The sequence below is a fragment of the Nocardioides terrigena genome (assembly GCF_003047265.1).
Taxonomy (GTDB): domain Bacteria; phylum Actinomycetota; class Actinomycetes; order Propionibacteriales; family Nocardioidaceae; genus Nocardioides; species Nocardioides terrigena.
The window spans coordinates 17,781-44,389 of record NZ_PZYY01000004.1 but is presented as its reverse complement, the minus strand read 5'-3'; the positions used below and the strand labels follow the sequence as shown (position 1 = coordinate 44,389).

The 26,609-nt window shown below is 73.0% G+C and carries 23 protein-coding genes; 16 read left to right on the top strand and 7 right to left on the bottom strand.

Annotation, left to right across the window (positions count from 1 at the left end):
* The first annotated feature begins 3 nt into the window (after window positions 1–3).
* The 13 genes from DAE25_RS09455 (at window position 4) to DAE25_RS09395 (ending at window position 18,298) form a co-directional block, all read left to right on the top strand.
* A complete protein-coding gene (locus DAE25_RS09455; protein ID WP_107765971.1) occupies window positions 4–648 on the top strand; it encodes a PadR family transcriptional regulator in 645 nt (214 codons plus the stop codon).
* A complete protein-coding gene (locus DAE25_RS09450) occupies window positions 645–1,370 on the top strand; it encodes an ABC transporter ATP-binding protein (protein WP_107765970.1) in 726 nt (241 codons plus the stop codon). The genes DAE25_RS09455 and DAE25_RS09450 overlap by 4 nt, the downstream gene beginning before the upstream one ends.
* On the top strand, window positions 1,367–4,042 hold the full coding sequence (locus DAE25_RS09445) for an FtsX-like permease family protein (RefSeq protein WP_107765969.1): 2,676 nt from the start codon (window positions 1,367–1,369) through the stop codon (window positions 4,040–4,042). Before DAE25_RS09450 ends, DAE25_RS09445 begins: the two co-directional genes overlap by 4 nt.
* A gap of 306 nt (window positions 4,043–4,348) precedes the next feature.
* Window positions 4,349–4,888, top strand: coding sequence for a hypothetical protein (locus tag DAE25_RS09440; RefSeq protein WP_107765968.1), 540 nt, complete (start codon window positions 4,349–4,351; stop codon window positions 4,886–4,888).
* Between the two features lie 45 nt (window positions 4,889–4,933).
* Window positions 4,934–5,548, top strand: a complete 615-nt coding sequence (locus tag DAE25_RS09435; RefSeq protein ID WP_325050368.1) for a TetR/AcrR family transcriptional regulator — start codon at window positions 4,934–4,936, stop codon at window positions 5,546–5,548.
* Between the two features lie 130 nt (window positions 5,549–5,678).
* Window positions 5,679–6,473, top strand: coding sequence for a TIGR03084 family metal-binding protein (locus DAE25_RS09430; protein ID WP_107765967.1), 795 nt, complete (start codon window positions 5,679–5,681; stop codon window positions 6,471–6,473).
* Window positions 6,470–8,188, top strand: coding sequence for an acyclic terpene utilization AtuA family protein (locus DAE25_RS09425; RefSeq protein WP_199907513.1), 1,719 nt, complete (start codon window positions 6,470–6,472; stop codon window positions 8,186–8,188). Before DAE25_RS09430 ends, DAE25_RS09425 begins: the two co-directional genes overlap by 4 nt.
* A complete protein-coding gene (locus tag DAE25_RS09420) occupies window positions 8,185–9,438 on the top strand; it encodes an acyl-CoA dehydrogenase family protein (RefSeq protein ID WP_267895252.1) in 1,254 nt (417 codons plus the stop codon). The genes DAE25_RS09425 and DAE25_RS09420 overlap by 4 nt, the downstream gene beginning before the upstream one ends.
* Window positions 9,435–9,920, top strand: coding sequence for an SRPBCC family protein (locus DAE25_RS09415; protein ID WP_199907512.1), 486 nt, complete (start codon window positions 9,435–9,437; stop codon window positions 9,918–9,920). The genes DAE25_RS09420 and DAE25_RS09415 overlap by 4 nt, the downstream gene beginning before the upstream one ends.
* The gene (locus DAE25_RS09410) at window positions 9,917–11,584 is read left to right on the top strand and encodes an acyl-CoA carboxylase subunit beta (protein ID WP_107765964.1); all 1,668 of its coding nucleotides are present in this window, start codon (window positions 9,917–9,919) and stop codon (window positions 11,582–11,584) included. The genes DAE25_RS09415 and DAE25_RS09410 overlap by 4 nt, the downstream gene beginning before the upstream one ends.
* Entirely contained in the window at window positions 11,581–13,575 is a 1,995-nt protein-coding gene (locus DAE25_RS09405) for an ATP-binding protein (RefSeq protein WP_107765963.1), read from the top strand. The genes DAE25_RS09410 and DAE25_RS09405 overlap by 4 nt, the downstream gene beginning before the upstream one ends.
* On the top strand, window positions 13,572–14,747 hold the full coding sequence (locus DAE25_RS09400; protein WP_199907511.1) for an acyl-CoA dehydrogenase family protein: 1,176 nt from the start codon (window positions 13,572–13,574) through the stop codon (window positions 14,745–14,747). Before DAE25_RS09405 ends, DAE25_RS09400 begins: the two co-directional genes overlap by 4 nt.
* Window positions 14,748–14,851: 104 nt before the next feature.
* A complete protein-coding gene (locus DAE25_RS09395) occupies window positions 14,852–18,298 on the top strand; it encodes a M6 family metalloprotease domain-containing protein (RefSeq protein ID WP_107765962.1) in 3,447 nt (1,148 codons plus the stop codon).
* Window positions 18,299–18,309: 11 nt separating this feature from the next.
* Here the strand turns inward: DAE25_RS09395 and DAE25_RS09390 are convergent, their stop codons facing one another.
* On the bottom strand, window positions 18,310–19,710 hold the full coding sequence (locus tag DAE25_RS09390; RefSeq protein ID WP_107765961.1) for an FAD-binding oxidoreductase: 1,401 nt from the start codon (window positions 19,708–19,710) through the stop codon (window positions 18,310–18,312).
* A 115-nt stretch (window positions 19,711–19,825) separates the two neighbouring features.
* On the opposite strand from DAE25_RS09390, the gene DAE25_RS09385 reads away from it, so the two are divergent.
* Genes DAE25_RS09385 through DAE25_RS09375 form a run of 3 tightly spaced genes read left to right on the top strand, consistent with a single transcriptional unit; the run spans window position 19,826 to window position 21,325 of the window.
* On the top strand, window positions 19,826–20,512 hold the full coding sequence (locus tag DAE25_RS09385; RefSeq protein WP_107765960.1) for a winged helix-turn-helix transcriptional regulator: 687 nt from the start codon (window positions 19,826–19,828) through the stop codon (window positions 20,510–20,512).
* A gap of 9 nt (window positions 20,513–20,521) precedes the next feature.
* Entirely contained in the window at window positions 20,522–20,896 is a 375-nt protein-coding gene (locus tag DAE25_RS09380) for an MmcQ/YjbR family DNA-binding protein (protein ID WP_107765959.1), read from the top strand.
* Between the two features lie 42 nt (window positions 20,897–20,938).
* Window positions 20,939–21,325 carry a PLD nuclease N-terminal domain-containing protein gene (locus DAE25_RS09375; RefSeq protein ID WP_234410955.1) on the top strand — a complete coding sequence of 129 codons (387 nt, stop codon included), beginning with the start codon at window positions 20,939–20,941 and terminating at the stop codon, window positions 21,323–21,325.
* A 3-nt stretch (window positions 21,326–21,328) separates the two neighbouring features.
* Here the strand turns inward: DAE25_RS09375 and DAE25_RS09370 are convergent, their stop codons facing one another.
* The 6 genes from DAE25_RS09370 to DAE25_RS09345 form a co-directional block, all read right to left on the bottom strand.
* The gene (locus DAE25_RS09370) at window positions 21,329–21,787 is read right to left on the bottom strand and encodes a VOC family protein (protein ID WP_107765958.1); all 459 of its coding nucleotides are present in this window, start codon (window positions 21,785–21,787) and stop codon (window positions 21,329–21,331) included.
* Between the two features lie 10 nt (window positions 21,788–21,797).
* Window positions 21,798–22,244: a helix-turn-helix domain-containing protein gene (locus tag DAE25_RS09365; RefSeq protein ID WP_234410954.1), complete on the bottom strand. Its 447-nt coding sequence runs from the start codon at window positions 22,242–22,244 to the stop codon at window positions 21,798–21,800.
* Window positions 22,245–22,254: 10 nt separating this feature from the next.
* On the bottom strand, window positions 22,255–23,217 hold the full coding sequence (locus DAE25_RS09360) for a hypothetical protein (RefSeq protein ID WP_159083656.1): 963 nt from the start codon (window positions 23,215–23,217) through the stop codon (window positions 22,255–22,257).
* Window positions 23,214–24,134, bottom strand: coding sequence for a hypothetical protein (locus DAE25_RS09355; protein WP_107765956.1), 921 nt, complete (start codon window positions 24,132–24,134; stop codon window positions 23,214–23,216). The genes DAE25_RS09360 and DAE25_RS09355 overlap by 4 nt, the downstream gene beginning before the upstream one ends.
* Window positions 24,131–25,102: a hypothetical protein gene (locus tag DAE25_RS09350; protein ID WP_159083655.1), complete on the bottom strand. Its 972-nt coding sequence runs from the start codon at window positions 25,100–25,102 to the stop codon at window positions 24,131–24,133. The genes DAE25_RS09355 and DAE25_RS09350 overlap by 4 nt, the downstream gene beginning before the upstream one ends.
* Window positions 25,103–25,278: 176 nt before the next feature.
* Window positions 25,279–26,559: a DUF2254 domain-containing protein gene (locus DAE25_RS09345; RefSeq protein ID WP_107765954.1), complete on the bottom strand. Its 1,281-nt coding sequence runs from the start codon at window positions 26,557–26,559 to the stop codon at window positions 25,279–25,281.
* Between the last annotated feature and the right edge of the window lie 50 nt (window positions 26,560–26,609).

Genomic DNA, 26,609 nt, shown 5'->3' with positions numbered 1-26,609 from the left:
GCGATGTCGATCAGGCAGGCGATGCTGGCCCTGCTGGAGGACGGGCCGATGTACGGCTACCAGCTGCGCGCCGAGTTCGAGCAACGGACCGGCTCGACCTGGCCGCTCAACGTCGGGCAGGTCTACACGACCCTCTCCCGGCTCGAGCGCGACGGCCTCGTCGAGCAGGTGGACGGCGAGGGGGCCGACCACGCTGCCGACGAGGGCGGACACGTGATCTACCGCGTCACCCAGGCGGGACGGGTCGAGGTGTCGGAGTGGTTCACCACCCCGGTGCCTCGCACCCAGCCCCCACGCGACGAGCTGGCCATCAAGCTCGCGCTCGCCGTGACGGTCAGCGGCGTCGACGTCGGCACCCTCATCCAGCGCCAGCGCAGCGCCACCATGGCCGCCCTCCAGGACTACACCCGGCTCAAGCGCTCGGGCCGGGCCGCCCAGCCCGACCAGCCCGAGGACCTCGCCTGGAGCCTGGTCCTCGACGCGCTCGTCTTCGACGCCGAGGCGGAGATCCGGTGGCTCGACCACTGCGAGGCCCGGCTGCGGCGCGCCGCGGTCGACGGGAGCGGCGTACGACGCGGGACGGCGGCGCCCGACGTCGCCGCCGGATCGACGACGACCCCGACCACCACTCCGGGGAGCGCCCGATGAGCGCGCCCGTGCTGCACCTCGACGGCGTGACCCGCATCCACGGCGAGGGCGACACCGAGGTGCACGCCTTGCGCTGTGTCTCCTTCCGCGCCCACGCCGGCGAGCTGGTGGCCGTGATGGGCCCGTCCGGCTCGGGCAAGTCCACCCTGCTCACCCTCGCCGGAGGTCTGGACCAGCCGACCCGCGGCACCGTGCGGATCGAGGGCGAGGACGTCGGCGCCCTCGGCAACGCGGGTCGGGCCCGGATGCGGCGTACGTCGGTGGGCTACGTCTTCCAGGCCTTCAACCTGATCCCGGCGCTCACCGCGGTCGAGAACGTCGCGCTGCCCCGCGAGCTCGACGGCGAGAAGTCCCGCGCCGCCCGGCGGCTCGCGATGGCTGCCCTCGAGGAGGTCGGCATCGTCGACCTCGCGGACCGCTTCCCCGACACCATGTCCGGCGGCCAGCAGCAGCGGGTCGCCATCGCGCGCGCCGTCGTGGGCGAGCGGCGGCTGATCCTCGCCGACGAGCCGACCGGCGCCCTCGACACCGACACCGGCGAGGAGATCCTGCGGCTGCTGCGGGCGCGCTGCGACGCCGGTGCCGCGGGGGTGCTGGTCACCCACGAGGCCCGGCACGCGGCGTGGGCTGACCGGGTGGTCTTCCTGCGCGACGGCGTCGTGGTCGACGAGTCGGGCGCCGACCCGGTCGACGACCTGCTCGCGCCGGAAGTCGCCCGGTGAGCCGGTCGGGGGGCTGGCTCGCCGGCTGGCGGCCGGCGCTGAAGCTGGCCCGGCGCGACGCGCTCCGGGCCCGCGGTCGCAGCCTGCTGGTGCTGCTGATGATCGCATTGCCGGTGCTCGCCGTGAGCGCGGCCGCGGTCGTGCAGGCCACCGCAGACGTCAGTGGCATCGAGGGCGCTGACCGGCGGATGGGTGCCGCCGAGGCGAGGGTCCGCCCGGTCGGCGGTGCGGTCTTCCAGTCGCCCGACCCCGAGGACTACGGCGCCGGCGGGTGGGGCACCGAGGGCGAGAGCGCCGGCCCGGTGCCGTCGTACGACGCCGTCACCGCTGTCCTCGGCGACGTCCGGGCCATCACGCTGCGCGAGGGCTGGACGGAGATCCCGCTGGGGGAGCGGAGGGTGAGCGTCAACGCCCGGGAGGTCGACCTGCGGGACCCGCTCGCCGCCGGGCTCTTCACGATCACCGCCGGACGGGCCGCGGCGGCGGCCGACGAGGCCGTGGTCAACGACGTGCTCGTCGAGCGTGGGGTCGCGCTGGGCGACACCGTGACGGTCGGGGACCGTGAGCTCGAGGTGGTCGGATCCGGGGTCCACGCGACGATCCGCGACACCGCCACGGTGGACGTGCTGCCGGATGCCCTCGGGCCCGCCTTCGCCGACTACACCCCCGACGTCGACTGGCTCGTCGGTGGCGACGCGGTGATGTGGTCAGACGTGCTCGCGTTGAACCGGTCCGGCCTGCTCGTGACCTCGCGGGCGGTCCTGGCCGACCCGCCGCCCGTGCACGAGATGGCCGAGCAGATGGGCTACGACACCGGCTACGGCGACGCACTCGCGATCATCGCCCTGGTCGTCACCATGGCACTGCTCGAGGTGGTGCTGCTGGCCGGACCGGCGTTCGCCGTCAGTGCCCGGCGCCAGGCCCGCTCCCTGGCCCTGATGGCCGCCACCGGCGGCACGCCGCGGCAGGCCCGGAGGGTGGTGCTCGCGTCCGGGATCGTGCTGGGCTCGCTGGCCGCCCTCGCGGGCGCCGTGCTCGGCGTGGTGGTCGGGTGGGCCCTGCTGCCCCTCGCTCAGCGCTGGTCGGGGGAGTGGTTCGGCCCGCTCGACGTCGACTGGCGGATCGTCGCGGTGGTCGCGGCGTTCGGGTTGTTGTCGGCGCTGCTGGCCGCCGTGGTGCCGGCGCACATCGCGTCGCGGCAGGACGTCGTCGCGGTGCTGGCCGGCCGTCGTGGCGACCGGCCGCCGTCCGCCCGGACGCCGGTGCTCGGCGTGCTGCTCCTGGTCGCCGGCGTCGCCCTGTCGGCGTACGGCGTCAGCGCCTCCACAAGCGGCCACTGGTTCATCGCGATCGCCGCGATCGTGTCGGTGCTCGGGATGATCCTCGTGGTGCCGGTCGTGGTCGCGCTGGTCGCGCGGCTCGCCCGCCGGCTCCCGCTCGCGCTGCGGTACGCCGCCCGCGACGCCGCCCGGCACCGCACCCGGACCGTCCCGGCGGTCGCCGCCGTGGCCGCGACCGTCGCCGGGGTCGTGACCCTGGGGATCGCCGTGAGCTCCGACGAGGCGCAGAGCGAGGCGTCGTACTCCCCGTCGCTGCCCCTCGGCGCGGCGATGGTCAACGTCTTCCCGAGCGCACCGATGAACGGGTCGCCCGAGCCCGTGTCCGCCGCGACCTGGGACGAGGTGGGGGCGGCCGTGCGGGCGCGGGTGGACGACGTCGAGGTGGTCCGGGGGGTGCAGCAGCAGGCCAGCGACGGGTCGTACCTCAGCGTGGACTTCCGCGAGCCCGGCGACCGGACCCCCCTCCTGGAGTACTGGGGCGGCCGCCTCGACGGCAGCCTGGTCGTCGCCGACACCGTGCCCGGCGTCGCCGGCCTGGAGGGGGAAGCACTGGACGCCGCGGAGTCGGCTCTCGCTGCGGGGTCGGCCGTCGTCTTCGCGCAGCGGCCCGCGGACGCGGACACCGTGCGCGTCCGGCTGGACTCGTACGACGAGACAGGTGACGGCGGGAGCACGGTCCGCCGGCTCGCGTGGCCGGCGACCTACGTCGACGTCGGTGGCGACACTCCGGTCGTCCAGGCCCTCGTGCCGACTGACCTGGCCGCCGAGCTCGACCATCCCGTCGGGACCGCCGGCATCTACCTGCCGGACCCCGGGCTGGACGAGGACGCCCAGACCGACCTCGACGAGGCGCTCGGCGGAATCACCGCGGACGCATCGCTCTACGTCGAGCGCGGCTACCAGGCGCCCGACGAGGTCGTGGTGGTCCAGCTGGTCCTGGCTGCGCTGGGTGGGGTGCTGATGCTCGGGGGCACCCTGACCGCGACGTTCCTGGCGCTGTCCGACGCCCGGCCCGACCTGGCCACCCTGGCGGCGGTGGGGGCCGCGCCCCGGACGCGGCGGGGGATCGCAGCGTCGTACGCCCTGGTCGTCGGCTTCGTGGGCGCGCTGCTCGGCGCGGTCGTGGGTTTCATCCCGGGGATAGCGATCACCTGGCCGTTGACCTACATCCCGGCCGACCAGCTCGGCTCGTCCGGTGAGGCCACTGGGCCGTACCTCGACGTGCCCTGGCTGCTCGTCCTCGGGCTGGTGGTCGCGCTGCCGCTCGTCACCGCCGCCGTCGTGGGGCTCACCGCGCGCTCCCGGCTGCCGCTGGTCACCCGCCTCGACTGAGGTGAACGGGCGCTTCCTGGTCGCTGGACGGTGGCGACCGGGCACCTCCGTGACGCCGAGGGGGTGCCGATCGGGCACGTGCGTGCGCTGGATCGAGCCCCAGCGAGGGCGTGCCGGAAGCAGCCTGGTCGCGCGCGGGTCCGGTCTAGACAGGCGGCCCCGTCGTGGGGGTCCGGGTATCAGGGCACGTGTGTCGGCCTTCCGAGTTGTCATGGGCGGAAGCCCCGTCTCGACACCGTTGTGACGGGTCTTGACGCAGGAGACCTGGCGCAGATCCCAGGGAAGGATCGGAGCTCCGGAGGGGCCATGCCGCACGCACGCAAAGCAGGGGACGCCGAGACCATGGACGTCGGAGGCTCCGGAGCCGGGGTGTGGACCACGGCCGCGGTGGTCCTGGTCGTCGCCGCTGCGGTCGCGGGTGGCGCTCTCGGCGTCGGCGGCGACCCGGATGTCCGGCGGCCGGCGTCCGCACCGACGTGGGACGTCCCCGCGCCGCCCCCTCTCGGCCCGTCCACCCGGTCGCGCTCGGCCGCCGCCGCACACGAGGCTCGCCAGCTGGTGGTACGCCCGTCCGAGGCCGCGCTGGGGAGCGCCGCGCTGGTCGTGCGGGCCACTCAGCGACCGGCCGCGGTCCGCCTCGTGGTGCGCGGACCGGCCGAACGCAGCGTCGTTCGCAGCGTGGTGGTCCGGAGCCAGGGCGGCCGCCGCCTGGTGCTGGACGGACTCGAGCCGGGCGCCTATCGATGGTCGGTCACATCGCCGACCGCCCTGCCGGTGAGCGGACGGATGAGGGTGGCCGATGAGTCGCCCGTGCCGGACCCCGGACTCGTCCCCATCCGCGAATAAAAAGTCAGGCTTGACTGTTTGTTCGTGAGCCTCCACGATGGGCAGGTGACCCCCCCGTCCACGCCCGTCGCCCGCGTGCCCCAGCAGGAGCGCACCCGGGCGATGCGGCTGCGACTGCTGGAGGCGACGGTCGAGTGCCTCGTCGAGCGCGGCTTCGCCGGGACGTCGACCACGCTCGTCTCCGAGCGGGCCGGTGTGAGCCGCGGGGCGCAGCTGCACCACTTCCCGACCAAGAACGACCTCGTCGTCGCCGCCGTCGAGCACCTCACCGAGATCCGCGGCGCCGAGCTGGCAGCCGCCGTCGCGGCCCTGCCGGGTGGGCGGCGGCGTACGCGTGCGGTCCTCGCCGTCCTGGGCGACCACTTCAGCTCGCCCGTCTTCGCCGCCGCGCTCGAGCTCTGGGTGGCGGCGAGGACCGACGAGGCGTTGTACGCCGCGGTCGCGCCGCTCGAGCTGCGCGTCGGCCGCGAGACGCACCGGCTCACCGTCGAGGCGCTCGGCGCCGACGAGTCACGCCCCGGGGTGCGCGAGCTCGTCCAGGCCACCCTCGACCTCGTGCGCGGCCTCGGGCTCGCCAACACCATCTCCGACGACGCCCGCCGGCGCCGTCGCATCCTCGACCACTGGGCCGACGTGCTCGACCGGGAGCTGGAGCCATGAGCGCCGACATGGGTTTCGAGGCTCGCTCCGCTCGCACCTCAACCAACGAAGGGTCATTGGATCCACCCCACGACGTTCCCGGCCTCCCCCGCTCCGCTCCTCCGTCCGACAACGCCGCAGGGACCCCGACATGACCGACGTGCTCCGCACCGTCCTCGCCGACCTCGACGCCGAGGGGGACCGGCTCGACGCGCTCGTCACCGACCTCGACGACGCGGGCTGGCACACGCCGACCCCGGCGGCCGGGTGGGACGTCGCCGCCCAGGTCGCCCACCTGACCTGGACCGACGAGGTCGCGACGCTGGCCGCGCGGGCCGGTACGCCGGAGGGCAAGGCCGCGTGGGACGACGTCGTGCTCGCCGCCATCGCGGACCCGGACGGCTTCGTCGACGCGAGCGCCCTGGAGATCGCCCGCGACCCCGACCTGCTGGAGCGCTGGCGACGAGGACGCAAGGAGCTGGCCGCCGCACTCACCGAGGTCCCGCACGGTGAGAAGCTGCCGTGGTTCGGCCCGCCGATGTCGCCCACCTCGATGGCGACCGCGCGCTTCATGGAGACGTGGGCCCACAGCCTCGACGTGCACGAGGCGCTCGGGGTCGCGCCGGAGGAGTCGACGCGGATCCGCCACGTCGCGCACCTCGGCGTACGCACCCGCAACTTCGCCTTCGCCACCCACGGGCTGGACAAGCCGGCCGAGGAGTTCCGCATCGACCTGGCCGCTCCCGACGGCGACGTCTGGACGTGGGGACCCGAGGACGCCGCGCAGACGGTGACCGGGTCGGCCGTCGACTTCTGCCGGCTGGTCACCCAGCGGGTGCACCGGGCCGACACGGACCTGGTCGCCAGCGGGTCCGACGCCGACCGCTGGCTCGACATCGCCCAGGCCTTCGCCGGTCCGCCCGGCGAGGGGAGGGCGGCGCGATGACCGGCGTGTTGCGGATCGGCAACTGCTCCGGCTTCTACGGCGACCGGCTGACCGCGATGCGCGAGATGCTCGAGGGCGGACCGCTCGACGTCCTCACCGGCGACTACCTCGCCGAGCTGACGATGCTCATCCTCGGTCGCGACGCCATGAAGGACCCTTCGCTCGGCTACGCCCGCACCTTCGTCCGCCAGGCCGAGGACTGCCTCGGGCTCGCCCTCGAGCGCGGCGTGCGGATCGTCGCCAACGCCGGCGGCCTCAACCCCGCCGGCCTCGCCGACCGCCTCCGCGAGGTCGCCCGCGGCCTCGGCCTCGACCCCGCGATCGCCCACGTCGAGGGCGACGACCTGCGCCCCCTCGCCCTCTGGGACGGCGCGCTGACGGCCAACGCCTACCTCGGCGGCCTCGGCATCGCCGCCGCCCTGCGCGCCGGCGCAGACGTGGTCGTCACCGGCCGGGTCACCGACGCCTCGCTGGTCGTCGGACCCGCGGTCGCGCACCACGGCTGGACGCCCGAGCAGTACGACGAGCTCGCGGGCGCCGTCGTCGCCGGCCACGTCCTCGAGTGCGGGACGCAGGCGACCGGCGGCAACTTCAGCGGCTTCCTGGGCCTGCCCGACCGGGACCGGCCCCTCGGGTTCCCGCTGGCCGAGATCGCCGCCGACGGGTCGAGCGTCATCACCAAGCACGACGGCACCGGGGGCGCGGTCACCGTCGACACGGTCACTGCCCAGCTCGTCTACGAGATCCAGTCCACCCGCTACCTCGGCCCCGACGTCACCACCCACCTCGACTCGGTCCGGCTCAGCCAGCAGGGACCCGACCGGGTGGCCATCACCGGCGTCCGCGGTGAGGCTCCGCCCGCGCAGCTCAAGGTGTGCGTCAACGAGCTCGGGGGCTTCCGCAACTCCGTCGAGCTGGTGCTCACCGGTCTCGACGTCGACGCCAAGGCCGCCTGGGTGCGCGAGCAGCTCACGGCGGCGCTCGCCGCGCGGCCTCCGCAGGAGACGACCTGGTCCGAGCTCGTCCTCCCGGCCGCCGACGCCGACACCGAGCAGGGCGCCTCGACCCTGCTGCGCTGCACCGTCAAGGACACCGACGCCGGTCCGGTCGGCAAGCCCTTCACGGCCGCCGCGGTCGAGCTCGCGCTCGCGTCGTACCCCGGCTTCACCCTCACCGCGCCGCCGTCACCGCCCACGCCGTACGGCGTCTACCGCGCGCGGTACGTCGACCGGTCGCAGGTCGAGCACACGGTCGTCCACGCCGACGGCACCCGGGAGATCGTCCCGGACCCGCCGGTGAGCACCGCGGACCACGAGCCCGACATCGGCATCCGCCCCTCGCCGTACCCCGCGACCGCCGACGTCCTCACCCGCCGGCTGCCGCTGGGGACCTTCGTCCACGCGCGGTCGGGCGACAAGGGCGGCGACGCCAACCTCGGTCTGTGGGTCGCGCACGACGGCTCGGAGCACCGCGAGGCGCGGGTCGAGTGGCTGAGCAAGCTGATCACCCCGCGGCGGATCCGCGAGCTGGTGCCGGAGGCGGTCGGCCTTGAGGTCGACTGCTACCTGCTGCCCAACCTGGGCGGCGTCAACGTCGTGATCCACGGCCTGCTCGGTGACGGGGTGGCCGCGTCGACGCGGTTCGACCCGCAGGCCAAGGGGCTGGGCGAATGGGTCCGGTCGCGACACGTGTCGATCGAGGACGGCTTGCTGTGAACGAGCAGGAGAGCCCGAGGAACGAGGGCGAAGCGTCGCGAGGGCAGATTGAGCAAGACCCGCGACCGAGGGACGAGGTCGCGACGGGCGCGTCGAAATCCGGTGAGACGGCCGCTGGCGGCGACCACCGTGAACCCCTGCGCGCGACCGCGGCGGAGTTCGTCCGCCGCGAGGTCGTGCCCCACCTCCAGGAGTGGGAGGACGCCGGCGAGGTGCCGCGGGCCCTGCACGCCACGGCCGGCGAGCTGGGGCTGCTCGGCGTGGCCTTCCCCGAGGAGGTCGGTGGCTCGGGCGGCGACCTGGCCGACAGCGTGGCCATGCAGGAGGCGATGTTCGCCGCGGGTGCGTCCAGCGGCCTGATGGCGGCCCTCTTCACGGCCGGCATCGCGCTGCCCCACATCTCCGCGTCCCGCGATCCCGCCCTGGTGGACCGCTACGTGCGGCCGACGCTGGCCGGTCAGCTCATCGGCTCGCTCGCGGTCACCGAGCCGGGCGGCGGCTCCGACGTCGCCGGCATCATGACGCGCGGCGTGGTCGACGGCGACGAACTCGTCATCAACGGCGCCAAGACCTTCATCACCAGCGGCGTGCGCGCCGACTTCGTGACGACCGCGGTCCGCACCGGCGGCCCCGGCCACACCGGCATCTCGCTGGTCGTCGTCGACAAGGGCACGCCCGGCTTCACCGTCGACCGCGCGCTCAGCAAGATGGGCTGGCACTGCAGCGACACCGCCGAGCTGTCGTATGTCGACGTGCGGGTGCCGCTGTCGAACGTGGTCGGCGAGCTCGACTCGGGCTTCTACCAGATCGCCGAGCAGTTCGTCGTCGAGCGGATCGCGCTGGCGGTGCACGCCTACGGCATCGCCGCCCGCAGCCTCGAGCTGACGGCGGCGTACTGCAAGGAGCGGACCACCTTCGGCAAACCGCTGATCGCCAACCAGGTCGTGCGGCACCGGCTGGTGGAGATGCACCGGCAGGTCGACGTCGCGCGCACCTACACCCACCACGTCGTCGCGCGCCACCTCGACGGCGACAACGTGATCGCCGAGGCCGCGCTGGCCAAGCAGACGGCCGTTGAGTGCGCGACGCACGTCTGCCACGAAGCGGTGCAGCTGCACGGCGGCACCGGATACATGCACGGGTCCGAGGTAGAGCGGCACTACCGCGACGCCCGGATCCTGCCCATCGGAGGAGGAGCGACCGACGTGCTCACGGATCTTGCGGCCCGACTGCTGGGGTACTCGACATGAGGGGCCCTTTCAGCCCCCTCGGGGCCGAGGTCACCGTCTGGATGGACGCCCCGCCCGCGACGGTCTGGGACCTCGTCAGCGACGTGACGCGGATCGGGGAGTTCAGCCCCGAGACCTTCGAGGCGAAGTGGACCCGCGGCTCGACCGGCCCCGAGGTCGGCGCCTTCTTCGCCGGGCACGTCAAGCGCAACGGCGTCGGCCCGACGTACTGGTCTCCCTGCCGGGTCACGGCCTGCGAGCCCGAGGAGGTCTTCGAGTTCTCGGTCGGGACGGACGCGGTGACGGTCAACAACTGGGGCTACCGCCTCGCGGCGCGCGACGGCGGGACCGACGTGACGGAGTACTTCCGGCTCCAGCCCTCGCTGCCGATGCGGCTCTACTGGCTGGTCCTCGGCCCGCTGCGGTCGCGCACCAACGTCAGCGGCATGCGCACGACGCTGGAGCGGATGAAGGCCGTCGTGGAGACGGAGGTGGACGCATGAGCGACGTGTCGATCGAGCGCCGCGAGGCGATGCTGGACAAGATCGCCGACCTCGACGCCCAGCACGCCGTCGCCGTGGCCGGAGGTGGCGAGCGGTACGTCGAGCGCCACCACGCCCGGGGCAAGCTGCTGGCCCGCGAGCGCATCGAGCTCCTCGTCGACCCGGGCAGCGCGTTCCTCGAGCTGTCTCCGCTGGCCGGCTGGGGGTCCGACTTCACCGTCGGCGCCTCGGTCGTCACCGGCATCGGGGTCATCGAGGGCGTCGAGTGCATGATCACCGCCAACGACCCGACCGTGAAGGGCGGCGCCAGCAACCCCTGGACCGTCCGCAAGATCTTCCGCGCCTCGCAGATCGCCGAGGAGAACGGGCTGCCGACCGTCGCGCTCGTCGAGTCCGGCGGCGCGGACCTGCCGACGCAGAAGGAGATCTTCATCCCCGGCGGCAAGCTCTTCCGCGACATCACCCGCTCGTCGGCGGCCAAGGTGCCCACGGTGGCGCTGGTCTTCGGCAACTCGACCGCAGGGGGGGCCTACGTCCCCGGCATGTCCGACTACACCGTGATGGTGCGCGAGCAGGCCAAGGTGTTCCTCGGCGGCCCGCCGCTGGTCAAGATGGCGACCGGCGAGGAGTCGGACGACGAGTCGCTCGGCGGCGCCGAGATGCACGCGAGGACGAGCGGGCTGGCCGACTACCTCGCCGAGGACGAGCACGACGCCATCCGGATCGGGCGGCGGATCGTGGCCCGGCTCAACTGGCGCAAGGCCGGAGTGTCCGGGGGTTTCGAGGCTCGCTCCGCTCGCACCTCAACCACCGATCCGTTGGTTGAGGTGCGAGGAGCGTCAGCGACGAGCCTCGAAACCAGGCCCTACGCCGAGCCCGAGGCCGACCCCGAGGGCCTGCTCGACCTCATCCCCACCGACCTCAAGGAGCCGTTCGACCCCCGCGAGGTCATCGCCCGGATCGCCGACGGTCGCAGCGAGACCAACGGCGCGGTCTTCGACGAGTTCAAGCCGCTCTACGGCGCGAGCCTGGTCACCGGCTGGGCGCAGATCCACGGCCACCCGGTCGGCATCCTGGCCAATGCGCAGGGGGTGCTGTTCTCCGAGGAGGCGCAGAAGGCGACGCAGTTCATCCAGCTCGCCAACCAGGTCGACACGCCCCTGCTGTTCCTCCACAACACCACCGGCTACATGGTCGGCAAGGAGTACGAGCAGGGCGGCATCATCAAGCACGGCGCCCAGATGATCAACGCGGTCAGCAACAGCACGGTCCCGCACATCAGCGTCCTGATGGGGGCGTCGTACGGCGCAGGCAACTACGGCATGAACGGTCGCGCCTTCGACCCGCGCTTCCTCTTCACCTGGCCGAGCGCCAAGTCCGCGGTGATGGGACCGGCGCAGCTCGCCGGCGTGCTCAGCATCGTCGCCCGCGCCGCCGCCGGGGCCAAGGGTCGCGACTACGACGAGGAGGGCGACGCCGGCATGCGCGCGATGGTGGAGCAGATGATCGAGGAGCAGAGCCTGCCCTACGCGCTCTCCGGGATGTTGTACGACGACGGCGTCATCGACCCGCGCGACACCCGCACCGTGCTGGGCATCTGCCTGTCGGTGATCGCCAACAGACCCGTCGTCGGCACCGACCGGTTCGGGGTGTTCCGGACATGAGCCAGATCAACCGACTGCTCGTCGCCAACCGCGGCGAGATCGCCCGCCGGGTCTTCGCCACCTGCCGCCGCCTCGGCATCGAGACCGTCGCCGTGCACTCCGACGCGGATGCCGGCCTGCCGTACGTCGCCGAGGCCGACGTCGCCGTCCGGCTCCCCGGCAACGCCCCCGCGGACACCTACCTGCGCGCCGACCTCGTCCTCGACGCGGCCCGGCGGACCGGTGCCGACGCGATCCACCCCGGCTACGGCTTCCTGTCGGAGAACGCCGACTTCGCCCGTGCCGTCATCGCGGCGGGCCTGACCTGGGTCGGTCCGCCGCCCGAGACGATCGACGCGATGGGCTCGAAGGTCGGCGCCAAGGAGATCGCCCGCGCGGCCGGAGTGCCCACCCTGGAGGCGCCCGAGCACCCGACCGAGGCGGACCTGCCGCTACTGGTCAAGGCGTCCGCGGGCGGCGGTGGCCGCGGGATGCGCGTCGTACGACGTCTCCAGGACCTCGCCACCGAGGTCGCGGCAGCCCAGGCCGAGGCGGCGTCCGCCTTCGGCGACGGCACCGTCTTCGTCGAGCCGTACGTCGAGCAGGGACGCCACGTCGAGGTGCAGGTGGTCTGTGACGAGCTCGAGGACGGCGAGACGGGCGTGCTCGTGCTCGGCTGCCGTGACTGCACCGTGCAGCGCAGGCACCAGAAGGTGGTCGAGGAGACGCCCGCCCCCGGGTTGCCGGTCATCACCCGCGCCGACATGGAGGAGGCGGCGAGCCGGCTCGCCCAGCAGATCGGCTACCGCGGTGCGGGCACCGTCGAGTTCCTCTACGACGCGGCGGCCGACCGGTACTTCTTCCTCGAGATGAACACCCGGCTCCAGGTGGAGCACCCGGTCACCGAGCTCGTCTGGGGCGTCGACCTGGTCGAGCTGCAGGTGGCCGTGGCCGAGGGGCGAGGAATCGGGGGGCACCGCGGTCCGAGCGCCGGTCCGGAGGTCGTCTTCCAGGGCGCGGGCCACGCCGTCGAGGTCCGGCTCTACGCCGAGGACGCGACGTACACACCGCAGAGCGGGCGGCTCCTGGCGCTGGACGTCGAGCACGACGTGGCCTTCGGCCCAGCGACCGCCGAGCGCGGCATCCGTGTCGACTCGGGCTTCGCCTCGGGCGACGAGGTCGGCACCCACTACGACGCGATGCTGGCCAAGGTCGTCTCCTGGGCGCCGAACCGTGAGCAGGCGGTGCGCCAGCTGGTGAGCGCCCTGCGCGGTGCCCGGATCCACGGCATCACCACCAACCGCGACCAGCTCGTCTCGATCCTCACCGACGAGGTGTTCACCTCCGCCCGGATGACGACGACCTGGCTGGAGACCCGACCGACGGACGCCGTCGAGGTCGACCGGGCGACGGTGGTGGCGGGGGCCCTGATGCTGGCCGCCGACGACGCGGCGCGGCGTACGGTCCAGCAGGGCATCCCCGCGGCCTGGCGCAACGTCGTCAGCCAGCCCCAGCGCACCACCTTCGACGGACACGACCCGGTCGAGTGGTGGGGGACCCGCGACGGGTTCGCGGTCGACGGGATGACCGTGCTCGAGGTGTCACCCACCCACGTCCGGCTCGAGGTCAACGGCGTCGCCGTGCCGACCGACGGACTGATCGCCCCCGGCGCGGCCGCCGGCACGCGGGAGATCTGGGTCGACGGGCCCGGTGGGTCCGTCGGCCTGCGCGAGGTCCCGCGCTTCACCGACCCCGCCGACGCCGTGGCGAGCGGCAGCCTGCTCGCGCCCATGCCGGGCACGGTCGTCAAGGTCGCCGTCGCCGACGGCCAGGACGTCGGAGCGGGCGACGTCGTCCTCGTCCTCGAGGCCATGAAGATGCAGCACTCCGTCACCGCCCCGTCCGCGGGCACCGTCACCGTCAACGTCACCACCGGCCAGCAGGTCGCCGCGGGCGAGGTCCTCGCCGTCGTGGAACCACCCGTGGAATACCCCGAAGGAGCCAACGCATGAGCACGTCCACCGAGATCCCGTTCACCGAGTCCGAGGAGCGCCGCGAGCTGCGCACCCAGGTCGCCAGGCTGGCCGGCAAGTACGGCCGCGACTGGTTCACCGAGAAGGCCCGTGCCGGCGAGAAGACCACCGAGCTGTGGCTCGAGATCGGCAAGGCGGGCTACCTCGGCATCAACATCCCCGAGGAGTACGGCGGTGGGGGCGGCGGCATCGGCGACATCGCGGCCGTCTGCGAGGAGCTCGCGGCCCAGGGCTGCCCGCTCCTGCTCATGGTCGTCAGTCCGGCCATCTGCGGCACCATCATCACGCGCTACGGCACCGAGGAGCAGAAGCAGCGCTGGCTGCCCGGCATCTGCGACGGCACCGGCACGATGGCCTTCGCGATCACCGAGCCGGACGCCGGCACCAACTCGCACAACATCACCACCACCGCCCGCCGCGACGGCGACGGCTGGGTGCTCAACGGCCGCAAGATCTGGATCTCCGGCATCGACGAGGCCGGCAACGTGCTGGTCGTCGCGCGCACGGAGGACGCCCGCACCGGCAAGCTCAAGCCCTGCCTCTTCGTCGTCCCGACCGACGCCGACGGGTTCGAGGCGCACCCGATCCCGATGGAGATCGTCTCCCCGGAGAAGCAGTTCCAGGTGTTCATCGACGACGTCCGGCTGCCCGCGGACGCGCTCGTCGGCGACGAGGACGGTGGACTCGTCCAGCTCTTCGCCGGCCTCAACCCCGAGCGCATCATGGCGGCGGCGTTCTCGACCGGGCTGGCGCGCTTCGCGCTCGGCAAGGCCGCGGCGTACGCCAAGGAGCGGGTGGTCTTCCAGGCCCCTATCGGCTCCCACCAGGCGATCGCCCACCCGCTCGCCCAGTCGCACATCGAGATCGAGCTGGCCCGGCTGATGAACCAGAAGGCCGCCGCCCTCTACGACGCCGGCGACGACATGGGGGCCGGCGAGGCCGCCAACATGGCCAAGTACGCCGCCGCCGAGGCCGCCTGCGACGCCGCCGACCGCGCCGTGCAGACGCACGGGGGCAACGGGATCAGCCAGGAGTACGGCATGGCCGGCCTGCTCGTCGCGACGCGTGCCGGCCGGATCGCGCCGGTCAGCCGGGAGATGATCCTCAACTTCGTGGCGATGCACAGCCTGGGGCTGCCGAAGTCCTACTGAGGGCCCTGATTTCGGGTAACCCTCGTTGCCGCGCCGCACCGTGGACCGCCGAGGGTGGACATTCGCCATCACCGCGCGTGCGGTGCTGGACGAAGTGAGCGCACATGTCCGAGACCCTGGATCCTGACCCCCGGTGGCTGGCTCCCACCCGACGAATCGCGCTGGCAGTGCTCGCCGCGGTCGCGGCGGCGGTGGCCCTCGTCCTGCTGGGGGCCGCCTCGGCCGACGCCGGCCGGGCCGCCCCGGGCGCCTTCCCGGTCGAGCAGCCCGACGGCGACCCGATCATCGTCCGGCAGTGGGGCGACGAGTGGTACAGCGGCCTCGAAAGTGCCTCGGGCCACACGCTCCTGCAGCGTGCCGACGGGTTCTGGGTCTACGCCCGGCAGCGCGCCGACGGCTCGCTCGCCCCGAGCCCGCAGGTGGCAGGTCGGGACGACCCGACCGGCGCACGGCACCTGCGCGACGAGGTGGCGACCGAGCAGGCGCTGGTGCAGCGGAAGTCAGGGCGCACCGGGCCGAGCCTCGACGACACGCGGCTGATGGCCCCCACCTTCGTGAGCCTTCGGGAGCCGGACGGCTCCACGGGCACCGCCGCCCGCAGCCGTGGCGCGGCGTCTGCCTCGGACAGCATGCCGGCCGCGGCCACGGGTGCCCCGCCGTCACTGGTGATCCTGGCCGAGTTCACCGACCGTCCCTCCCTGGGCACGACGCCGGCGCAGTGGCACGACCGCTTCTTCGGGCAGGGCAAGAGCGTCCGGGACTACTTCGAGAAGGCGTCGTACGGCGCGTTCACCCTGACTCCTGCCGCCGAGACCAGCGGCACCCCCGGCGACGGCGTCGTCGGCTGGGTGAGCATGGACATGGCCAACCCCGGATGGGTCGGAGACAGGTCCGGGAACGACCAACTGACCCGGCGCGCGATCATCGCCGCCGACCCATTCGTCGACTACGCGTCGTACGACACCGACGGCAACGGGGTCGTGCGCAACGACGAGCTCCACATCACGGTGGTCGCGGCCGGCTACGACGCGAGCTACGGGAGCACGGACCCTCAGCGCAACGTGTGGGCGCATCACAGCTACCTGGTGGGCGAGGACATCCCGCGGCTGGACGGCAGGTGGGTCGGGGGTTGGGGGTACACCCAGCTCGGAGAGATGCACGCACGGCCCGCCGATCCGACGCACCAGACGCACCAGGCGACGGTCGGCATCATCGTGCACGAGCTGGGCCACGACCTGGAGCTGCCTGACCTCTACGACTACGACTACGACTCGGAAGCGGTCGGCGACTGGAGCCTGATGGCCGCCGGTGAGTGGACCAAGATCGCTTCCGACACGTGGTTCGGTCAGACGCCCGTGCTCCCCGACGCCTGGTCCCGCGCCACGCTCGGGTGGATCACGCCAACGCGAGTCGTGGGTTCCTCGACCCGCACGATCGCCGCGGCGTCGAGCGGAACCAGCTCCACCGCGGCCGTCCAGCTGGGGCAGAACCCGTTCGGCTTCGACTGGTCCGGGTTCGATCCCGGCGGCGGCGAATACTTCCTTGTCGAGAACCGCCAGCGCACCCCGGGCTCGTACGACGAGGCGCTGCCGGGTGATGGGCTCCTCGTCCTGCACGTCGACGAGGGCAACAACGACAACCGGACCACCGGGTCGCGGCTCGTGGACGTGGTGGAGGCGGACGGGCTCGACCAGCTGGACGGCCTGGGCAACGAGGGCGACGCCGGAGACCTCTTTCCGGGGGCCAGCACCACCCGAGAGGTCGGCCCGGTGACGGTGCCCAACACCGCCTGGAACGACGGCACGGCCAGCGGCGCTGCGATCACGGGCATCAGCGACTCCGGGCCGTCGATGACGGCCTTGTTCACGGGACCGGCCAACAGTGCGCCACGCAACGACCAGCTCGCGGGCGCCCTCACCGTGAAGCCGGGCTCGTGGGGCCATCGGACCGACATCACGCTGGCCACCGTCCAGGCCGGGGAGACGACCCAGAACGGGTGCCCGATGGGCCGGACGGTCTGGTACCGGTTCACGCCGCCGCGGGACATGATGTTGTCGGCGCACACCTTCGGAAGCCGCGTCGACACGGTGCTGAACCTGTGGAGTGGCACCGCCCTGGGCTCCCTGACGGCGCTGGGCTGCAACGACGAGTACGAGCAGGACAGCGGGTACTCCTACCTGCGGGACCGGCTGGTGCAGGGCGGACAGACCTACTGGTTCCAGGTGGGCGGCTACTACGACGGCTCGACGGTCGCCGCGGGCGAGCTCTCGTTCAGCGTCGACACCTGGCCGCTGAACGACTACTTCCCCGACGCCGTCCCGCTGGGCGGTGCATCGGGGACGGTGGCCGGCAACGACGAGTACTCGACGCAGGAGGGCGGCGAGCCCCGACACACGGGCAGGCAGTTCACGGGGTCGGTCTGGCACCGCTGGACGGCCCCGACCTCGGGCCAGGTCTCCTTCGACACCTTGGACCAGGGAGGTGACACGGTCCTCGCGGTCTACACCGGGACGAACGTCTCCGCCCTGGCACCGGTGGTGAGCAACAACGACGTCGTGTCCGGGGTGAACCTGCGGAGCCGGGTCCAGTTCCAGGCGGTCGCCGGCACGGAGTATCGGATCGCTGTCGGGCACGTGCACGAGGGCAGTGAGCGCGGCGGACCCTTCACGTTGCGCTGGCGCCAGCCGACGCTGCGGCCCGCGACCGACGTGGCGGGCGCGCCCGGCAACCAGTCGGCGACGGTCTCGTGGCAGCCTCCGGCCCCGGTCGAAGGGGTCGACGTCACCGGCTTCCGTGTGTCCGCCTCCGACGGCCTGAGCGGGTGCACAACGACCGGCTCCCTGTCGTGCGTGGTCACGGGCCTGACCAATGGCCAGTCCTACACCTTCACCGTCACCGCCCTGACGACCTACGGCGACGGGCCGGTCTCGGCCGCCAGTGCTACGGTCTCGCCCGCGGCCCCGAGCTCGGCGCCGCCGGTCCTGACGGCGGCGCCGACCGTGGGCCCGTCCGTCACTGGCGACGCGCGGTTCGGCACCCGGCTCGTCGTGGCGGCGGGCACCTGGCCCGGAGTCACCTCGCACGCCTACGCGTGGCACCGGAGCGGGGTCCCGATCTCGGGCGCCACAGCAGCCGCATACACGCCAAGCCGCGCCGACATCGGCCACCCGATTACCGTGACGGTCACGGGCAGCGGTCCGGGGCTCGCCCCCGGCGCCGCGACGTCCGCGGCTGGCGTCGTTCGGAAGGCTCTGCCGTCGTACTCGGAGTCGCGTGCCAACGTCAAGAAGCGGACGCGGGGTGTGCGGCTGGGTCGCTCGATCCTGTTGACCTTCAGGATCGGCCCGTGGGCCGACGGCGGCCGCGTGACCGCCTTCCTGGCGGGCAAGCGCCGCGGCTCCGCGACCGTCGCGTCGGGCGTGGTGGTGGTTCGGGTGTCGAGCAAGGGAGTCGCCGTCGGACGCCGCCCTCTGATCCTCCGGTATGCCGGCACGGGCGTGGCTGAGCCGGCCAAGCGGACCGTGAGGCTGCGTGTCCGCCCCGCCGCCTGAGACGGGGCACGTCAGGCGGGCGGGATGTTGGCGTTGCGGTCGAAGAAGTTGGTCGGGTCCCAGACCGTCTTGGTCGCGCGCAAGCGGTCCCACTGCGTCGGGCTGTACGCCTCGCGCACCCGGGACTGCGCGTCGTCGGAGGTGAAGTTGACGTAGACGCCGCGCGAGTGGGGAGCGAGGGCGTCGAAGAAGCCGCGGACCCACGCCCGGTGCCGGTCCGCCTCGCCCGCCTGCTCGGGCAGCCACGAGGCCACGATGTTGATGTCGTGCGCGGCGTCGCGGTGCGGGAAGGCGGTGGCGTCCTCGGGCACCCTCGCCATCGCCCCGCCGAAGCAGAAGATCGGCACCGAGCTCATCGGTGAGGTGATGCTCCCCAGGTGGGTGCAGATGACGTCGATGACCTCCCCGGTGAGCGGGCCGAGCCGGTGCGACTTCCAGTAGTAGTGCCGCCCGTGCGGCACCGCGGCGTCCAGCATCTTCTGGTGGGCGGTGTAGGCCTTGGTGGTGATCGCGTCCGCGACCGGGGTGCCGAAGGAACGCAGCGGCCGGAGGAAGCGCTCACCGGCCTCGATGTCACCCGACCACGTCACGACCAGCGCGATGATCGGCGTGCCCTGCACCTCCGGCGGGAAGAGCGGCAGCGGCGGCGCCAGCCGCAGGTTGGCCATCAGGCCCAGCTCGTCGGGGGCGTCAGCCACGAAGTCGCGCATGAAGGCGAGCACGGCATCCGCCTGGGCGGCCGGCCAGGCCACCAACCCGGCGAGCACCTGCGGGCCGAGCGGCTGCAGGTCCATCGTCAGGCTGGTGACCACGCCGAAGTTGCCGCCACCGCCGCGCAGGGCCCAGAACAGGTCGGGGTTCTCCTCCGCGCTGGCCCGGACGAAGGCCCCGTCGGCGGTGACCACGTCGGCCCCGCGCACCGCGTCGACGGCCAGGCCGAGCCGGCGCATCAGGTGGCCGATCCCGCCGCCGAGGGTGAGCCCGACGGCACCCGTGTGGCTCACGAAGCCTCCGGTGGCAGCCAGCCCGAAGGCCTGGGTCTCCCGGTCGAGGTGGGCGTTGAGGGCGCCGCCCTCGAGCTGGACGGTGCGCGCCACCGGGTCGACCCGCGCGCCGGTCATCCCGGACAGGTCGATGACCAGCCCGTCGTCGAGCACGGCATGCCCCGCGACGGCGTGACCTCCACCGCGGACGGACGCCGACAGGTCGTGGTCGCGGGCGTGGCGGACGGCGGCCATCACGTCGGCCACCCCCCGGCACCGGGCGATGGCGGCCGGGCGACGGTCGACCTCGCCGTTCCAGACGCGTCGCGCGGCGTCGTACTCGAGCGACTCCGGGACGACGACGTCGCCCGTCAGGGAGGCGTCGAGCGCCTCGAAGGCACTGGTGTCGGGTGCGGTGATGGTGGTCATGGCGGGGTTCCCCTCGGTCGTGGTCTGGTGTGTCCACCGTCCGTCCCGGCGCCGCCGACCCTCCAGTACTGATCCAGTACTGGTACAGAACCCATACCGGTCCTAGCGTCGGTGCATGACGACGTACGGGCAGTTCTGCCCGGTGGCCATGGCCTCCGAGGTGCTGACCGAGCGGTGGACCCCGCTCGTGGTGCGCGAGCTGCTCTGCGGCAGCACGCGCTTCAACGACCTGCGACGCGGCGTGCCGCTGATGTCGCCGGCCCTGCTGTCCAAGCGGCTCAAGACCCTCGAGCGGGTGGGCGTCGTGGAGAAGCACGGCGCGTCCTACCACCTCACGCCCGCCGGGGAGGAGCTGCGGACGGTCATCGAGTCGATGGGCGTCTGGGGTCAGCGCTGGGCGCGCGGCGACGTGGAGACGAAGCGCTTCGACGCCTCGCTGCTGATGTGGGACGTGCACCGCAACGTCGTCGTGGAGGCCCTGCCGCAGGAGCGGGTGGTCGTGCACTTCCACCTGCGCGGCTCGGCGGACAAGAAGAGCCACTTCTGGCTGGTGCTGGACCCACCGGCCGTCGACCTGTGCCTCACCGACCCGGGCCACGACATCGACGTCGAGGTCGCCGGTCACGTGGAGACGATGGTCGACTACTGGATGGGACGCGTGGACCTGCTGGGCGCGGTCCGCGCCGGTGACCTGGTGGTCGCCGGTCCCCGGGCGCTGGTGGCCGGGCTGCCGACCTGGTTCGGCCGCAGCACCTTCGCCCGGGTGCCGTTGCCGCCGACCCCTGTCGGTGCCGCGTCCTAGCCTGTCCCCGTGGCCCTCGTCGACCGACCGCTCGTCCCCGAGGAGTGGGTGCTGCGCATCGACGCGATCCTGGGGCGGTTGCCGCGCTGCCGACAGGAGTCCGCGTGGACCGGCACCCGGTGGCGCGTGGGCAGCGCGACCGTCGCCCACGTGTTCGGCGGGGAGGACCAGGTCTTCCGGATCACGTTCCGCGGGGAGCCCGACGAGGTGGCGGCCTTCGAGCACCTCGGCGATCCCTACTTCCGCTCCGGGTGGGGCGACAACGCGATCGGCCTGGTCCTCGACGACGACACCGACTGGGAGGAGCTCGCCGAGCTGCTCACCGACTCCTACTGCGTGCAGGCGCCCGCGCGCCTCGCCGAGCAGGTGGCGCGACCGGGGTGATTCTGCGGACACGGGACTGTCCGTGACTGCATGCTGTGCCGCGTGCTGAAGCTCTATGCGCTGATGTCCGTGGTGGGACTCGTCCTGATGGTGTGGTCCCTCGTCGAGGCGATCGGTACCGACGAGTCCCGGATCCGACACCTGCCGAAGATCGCGTGGATCCTGCTGGTCCTGTTCTTCCCGCTCGCCGGGTCGATCGCCTGGATCGCGGCCGGGCGTCCGAGGGCGGCCGGCCGTCGTGCGGGTGCCTCACCGGCGTTCCCCGAGTACGACCGACCGGGCCGCGCCGCCGCCACCGACCCGGCCAAGGACGAGGACTTCCTGCGGAAGGTCCGTGAGCGGGCGGAGGAGCAGCGCCGCCGGTACGACGCGCAGCGCCGTGAGCAGCAGCGCCGCGATGCCGAGGGGCCCGAGCCCACCGCGGACTGATCATCAGGCCCTCGCGGCGTCGTACCGCTCCTGGATGACCTCGTTGGGCGCCTCGTTGGGCTGGCTGATCCGCACGTGGTTGCCGAACGGGTCGCGGATGCCGAAGTCGGTGCCGTAGGGCTGGTCGACCGGCTCCTCGCTGATCTCGACGCCGGCGTCGCGGAGCGCGGCGAACGTCGCGTGGACGTCGTCGCTGACGAGGAACAGGCCGCCCAGCGCGCCCTTGGTGACGAGCTCGCGGACCTGCGCGGCGGTCGACTCGTCGTGCTGCGGGCCGCCGACGAGCTCGAGCAGCAGCTGCTCGCCGCCGGGGAGCGCCACGGTGAGCCAGCGCATGAAGCCGAGGTCGATGTCGTCGCGGACCTCGAAGCCGAGGTGCGTGGAGTAGAAGTCGAGGGCCTCGTCCTGGTCGAGGACGGGGATGGCCTTGATGCGGACGGAGGTGATGTGGTTGGTGGTCATGACGAGGACGCTAGCCAGCGCCGGGGGTGTTCCGCTTCTCCGAAACCGCTGTCCCTGCGGCGCCCTCGCGCGGGCGGGTCCACGCGGCGATGAAGCACGACGGCACGTGCACCGGCTCGTGCCGCGCGCGGAACTCCGAGGGCGAGCAGCCGACCACCGTGGAGAAGGTCCGGCTGAGGGTGCCCAGGCTGGCGAAGCCGACGTCCCACGCGACGTCGGTCACCGGCCGGTCGGTCTGGCGCAGCAGGGTCATCGCCCGTTCGACGCGGCGCCGCTGGAGGTAGCGGTGCGGCGTCTCGCCGTACGTCTCCTTGAAGACCCGGCCGAACTGGGACGCCGACAGGTGCGCGACCGCCGCGAGCGTGGGGATGTCGAGGGGCTCGGCGTAGCGGCGGTCCATCTCGTCACGCGCCCGCAGCATACGGCGGTTGAGGTCCTCGCGGGGGCTGAGCTCCACGGGGAAGAACCTACTCGTCGCGGGAGTCGATGACGGGTCCGTAGCGCTGGCGGTCGATCGCCGCGGCGAGGCCCGGGTCGAGGTACGTCGGGTCGGACGCGGGCTCCTGTCCGGCGAGGTGGAGTCCCTCCCCGACGGGTGCCTGTACGCCGCCGCACCCGTCGATGACGTAGGTGTGGCGGTCTCCCCAGACGGAGTAGCCCTCGACCGTCGTCCACTGTGCGCCGACGCACCTGCGGGGTCGCTGGGTCGGACCGGCGAGGAGCTCGTCGTTGATGCGGGCGAGCAGCGTCGCGGTGACGTCCGCCTGTCGGTAGCGGTAGGCGCCCGCAGGGCGGCACAGCACTGCGGTCGCGAGCTCGACCGGGCGTCCCGGCAGGGGTGACGGGGAGGTCGTGCCGAAGAAGGCTCCGCACGTGGCTGGGGTGCGTACGTCGGGCGGGGTGGACGCTCGTCGCTGGCTCGTGAGCGCCTCGACGAAGGTGGTGGCCAGGTCGGTGCCGCCGAGGCGCACCCTCCCGGTGCCGACCATGAGCTGGTGGCACCCGTAGGCACCGAGCCGGACCGCCCGCCAGTCGCCGTCCGGGTATCCGAACCAGTAGGTCATGTCCGGCCCGCCGTCGAAGGTGCACTCGACGTCCTCGGTGAGGTCCTCCTCGTCATCGACCGCGGCGACGAGCACGCCGACGTCGGTCGTGAGGAGCTCGGGGACCGCCTGGATGCCGGGCTCCAGCTGATCACCCTGACCATCGAGCTGTGGCGGACCGGGACACAGCCTGACCTTCGTCGCCCCCGTCGGCAGGTCCCCCTCGGGGAAGCGCAGCTCCGTCGTCGGATCCGGACAACCACTGTCCAGCCCGGCGGGCACCGGCGCGGGCTCGACGACCCGCTCCGGTGGAGCGGAGGATCCCGACCCTGAGGGACTGCAGCCGGCCAGGAGGCCGGCGACCAGCAGCGCTGTCACCCGCCTCATCCCAGCTGCTCCGACGGTCCGAGCGGCAGCGCGGCGAAGGCGGCGTCGAGATCGGGCGAGAGGTACTGGCGCTCGTAGGGCAGCACCGACGCCCCGTGCAGCGGGTAGAGCAGGCCGCAGGCGTCTATCCCCCAGGCGACCCGGTCGCCCCACGGCGTCACACCCTCGATCCACTGACTGCCACCCGTGGTGCAGGGCCACCGGCTGCGCTCGCTGACGCCCGGCCAGAGCCCGGCGTCGACCCGTTCCAGCAGCTCGGGGGGCAGGGGGGCGCTCCGGACGGTGTCGGGTCGAGGGGACACGCACAAGCTGGCGGAGGCCAGGTCGAGGTCCGCACTCGCGAGGGCCGACCGCGGGGTCTCGTACGGCGCGAGGCAGCGCGCCGCGGGCACGCCGACCGGTGGCTCCGCGGACGGGCGCTGGGCCAGGAGCGCCTCGGTGAAGGCGAGCGAGAGCTCCACCCCGCCGAGCCTGCGGGCACGCGCTCCGACGCGGACCACGTCGCAGCCGTAGGAGCCGTGCTGGACGGCGCGCCAGTCACCCCCGGGATAGCCGAACCAGTAGACGAGCTCCGGGCCGGCGTCGGAGTTGCACAGCAGCTCGCCGTCGAGGTCGGCCTGCTCGTTGACGAGTGCCACCAGCTCGTCGACGTCGGCCGTGAGCATGTCCACGGGGCCCTGGATGTCCGGCGCGACGGGGGAGCCGTGGTTGTCGACCAACGACGGACCGGGGCACAACCGGACGCGGGTGGCACCCCTCGGCAGGTCACCCCCGGGGAGCCGGAGCTCCGTGCTGGGGTCCGGGCAACCGGCCTCCAGGCCTGCGGGCAGCCGGGCCGACGGCACGGACTCGGCGCCGCCGGAGCCGCACCCGGCGAGCAGCAGAGCCACGGCCAGGCCCAGTGCCGCGCGTCTCATCGCTGCTCCACCGGGGGTCCGAGCGGCAGCGACGACAGGTCGTCGGCCAGGTCGGAGGAGAGGGTCCAGGACACCGGCTCGGGGGACCGGGGAGAGCCCGCCATCGTGCACTCGGCCCCCAGCTGCAGCTCGACGGGGTCACCCCACGTGCTCCGGCCGACGACCTTGCCGGCGAACGGGACGGTGCACCCGGCTGCGTCGGTCGAGGTGACGGCGTACTCGTCCGACAACCGTGCCACCAGGTCGGGCGGGACCACCGCGCGTCGCCATCGCTCGCCGTCCAGGACGCACAGGGCTGCCGTGGCCAGCTCGAGGTCCGCGGTCGGCACGGTGGTGACGTCCCGGGTGTTGGGCACGCACCGCGGAGCGGCCGGCCCCCCGTGCGGTTGCTGCCCGCCACTGCGCTGGGCGAGGAGGCCGTCGGCGACGGCCTCCATGAAGGGCGCGGCGTCCTGCTTCGCGACCGTCCCGGCGGTGGGGAAGGGGGCCGGCGCCTCCAGCTCGAGTAGGTGGCACCCGCCGTACCCGTAGGTCACCGACCGGGTGCTGCCGTCCGGGTAGCCGAGCACGTAGTGGATGCGAGGGCGCCCCTCCGAGCTGCAGTAGGTGTTCTCGGGCAACCCCTCCCAGTCCGGCAGGTCGTTGAGCAGCGTGACGAGGTCGTCGACGCCACTGGTCAGTGCGTCCCGCGGTGCGGCGATCGCCGCCGTGAAGCGGGGAGCCTGCACCGTCTCCTCGCCCGGGCAGACCCGGATGCTGGTCGCGCCCGCGGGCATCGCACCGGCCGGGTAGCTCGGGTCCGCGTCCCAGCGCGGGCAGGGCGGTACGTCGTCCGGGTCCACGGTGTCGGTCGGGGCGGTGCTGGTCGATGCGGGGGGTGCCGCCGTGCCGACCGGGACGGCATCGCCCGAGCAGCCGGCGAGCAGCAGCGCCGTGGCTGCTGCGGCGACGAGCGACCGGACCCCCATGGCTGCATGCTGGGCGCGCCAGCGGTCGACGACCATAGGTCCGCGCGCTCTGGCGCCGAATCGTGACACCGTCCGGGCAGTTCGTGACCGCAGCGAGACACGACAGGCCTGATGGGGCGCCTTGGCGCCGCGAGCTGCCCGCGGCGTGCGCGGTCAGCGCGGGCCCGCTCGCGGGGTCAGTGCGACTCGACCAGGGCCAGTGCCCGGACCTCGCGGAGGGCGGCATGGTGGGTGGGAAGCGCGACCTGGTCGAGGTCGTCGAGCAGCGCCTCGAGGCGGCGCGGGACCTGCAGCGAGTCCTGGCCGTAGTGGGCGATCTCCTCCACGGCCAGTCGCAGCAGGTCGGCCACCCGCTGCGGACGGTGCACCAGCAGGACCGTCCGGTCACCGACCACGCGGGGCAGGTCGTGGCGCGTGACCAGCTCCCTCAGGACGCGGTGCAGCTGGTCGAGGACCTGGACGGCGGTCGTGGGGTCGTTGATCCCCGGCGAGAGGGCACGCTCGGCGACATCGACGAGCTGGCGGACACCGAAGGCGGCGTCCTGCTCGAGGGTCCGGGACCGGTCGATGCGCACCAGCGGGCCTGCCGCCCCGGCCAGGGCGTCGAGGTCGACGTCCATCGCCGTCCCGGCCGTGCGGTGGATCGTGAGGAGCGGCTGACCCTCGACCACGAAGTCGCCGACGGAGACGAGCGACTCCATGACCACGTCGTGGTCGTCGGCCACGGCGGCGAGTCGGTGGTGGTCGAGGGACGTGACGTGGCCGGCCCGGTCGCCGCTGTCGACCCGGCGCAACGCCCAGCCGGCCCGTGCCTCCCACGCGGAGCCGTGGTCGGACGTCGGCCGCTCGGGGAAGAGCCGCCGCACCAGCAGGACGGTTTCGTTGCCGAGGTCTCCCACGACGTGCGTCACCTGGATGGATCGGGTGATGTGGTGGATGAACGCGATGAACATCGCCACGCTGGCGGCCACCAGGACGAACGCGACCGTGACCGACAGCTGCGGTACGAACGCCCCTCCGCCCTCGAAGTCGCCGCGCACCGAACGCAACACCGTCAGTGCGTAGACGAACGACGCGGTGAAGACGCCCAGGGTGACCTGGGTCGTCCGGCTCTGCAGGAAGGTGCCCAGGATGCGTGGGGTGAACTGGCTGCTGGCCAGCTGCAGCACGACCATCGTGATCGAGAAGACGAGACCGGTCACCGAGATCATGGCGCTGGCGATGGTGCTCAGCAGGCTGCGGGCGCCGTCGGGTCCTCCCTCGAAGACGAACGGCACGAGCTCGGCGAGCGCAGAGTCCAGCGCCGGCAGGACGAGGCCCAGGACGAAGGCCGAGACGACGATGGCCGTCGGGACCGCCCAGAACGGCTGCCAGAGGCGTGTCCACGTGGTGTCCCGCGGAAGGTCGGGGATGTCGGTCAGCGTGCCCGGACGTGACGCGCTGCCGGCGGACCCCATCGGCCCATCTTGGCACGCATGCCGCTCCCCCTTTGCGGCGGTGTCGCCCT

Bases quoted from the DNA above. Each gene is read 5' to 3' on its own strand.
- DAE25_RS09455 (WP_107765971.1), top strand. From the start codon at position 4: ATGTCGATCAGGCAGGCGATGCTGGCCCTGCTGGAGGACGGGCCGATG.
- DAE25_RS09450 (WP_107765970.1), top strand. From the start codon at position 645: ATGAGCGCGCCCGTGCTGCACCTCGACGGCGTGACCCGCATCCACGGC.
- DAE25_RS09440 (WP_107765968.1), top strand. From the start codon at position 4,349: ATGCCGCACGCACGCAAAGCAGGGGACGCCGAGACCATGGACGTCGGA.
- DAE25_RS09430 (WP_107765967.1), top strand. From the start codon at position 5,679: ATGACCGACGTGCTCCGCACCGTCCTCGCCGACCTCGACGCCGAGGGG.
- DAE25_RS09425 (WP_199907513.1), top strand. From the start codon at position 6,470: ATGACCGGCGTGTTGCGGATCGGCAACTGCTCCGGCTTCTACGGCGAC.
- DAE25_RS09415 (WP_199907512.1), top strand. From the start codon at position 9,435: ATGAGGGGCCCTTTCAGCCCCCTCGGGGCCGAGGTCACCGTCTGGATG.
- DAE25_RS09410 (WP_107765964.1), top strand. From the start codon at position 9,917: ATGAGCGACGTGTCGATCGAGCGCCGCGAGGCGATGCTGGACAAGATC.
- DAE25_RS09405 (WP_107765963.1), top strand. From the start codon at position 11,581: ATGAGCCAGATCAACCGACTGCTCGTCGCCAACCGCGGCGAGATCGCC.
- DAE25_RS09400 (WP_199907511.1), top strand. From the start codon at position 13,572: ATGAGCACGTCCACCGAGATCCCGTTCACCGAGTCCGAGGAGCGCCGC.
- DAE25_RS09395 (WP_107765962.1), top strand. From the start codon at position 14,852: ATGTCCGAGACCCTGGATCCTGACCCCCGGTGGCTGGCTCCCACCCGA.
- DAE25_RS09390 (WP_107765961.1), bottom strand. From the start codon at position 19,710: ATGACCACCATCACCGCACCCGACACCAGTGCCTTCGAGGCGCTCGAC.
- DAE25_RS09385 (WP_107765960.1), top strand. From the start codon at position 19,826: ATGACGACGTACGGGCAGTTCTGCCCGGTGGCCATGGCCTCCGAGGTG.
- DAE25_RS09370 (WP_107765958.1), bottom strand. From the start codon at position 21,787: ATGACCACCAACCACATCACCTCCGTCCGCATCAAGGCCATCCCCGTC.
- DAE25_RS09360 (WP_159083656.1), bottom strand. From the start codon at position 23,217: ATGAGGCGGGTGACAGCGCTGCTGGTCGCCGGCCTCCTGGCCGGCTGC.
- DAE25_RS09355 (WP_107765956.1), bottom strand. From the start codon at position 24,134: ATGAGACGCGCGGCACTGGGCCTGGCCGTGGCTCTGCTGCTCGCCGGG.
- DAE25_RS09350 (WP_159083655.1), bottom strand. From the start codon at position 25,102: ATGGGGGTCCGGTCGCTCGTCGCCGCAGCAGCCACGGCGCTGCTGCTC.
- DAE25_RS09345 (WP_107765954.1), bottom strand. From the start codon at position 26,559: ATGGGGTCCGCCGGCAGCGCGTCACGTCCGGGCACGCTGACCGACATC.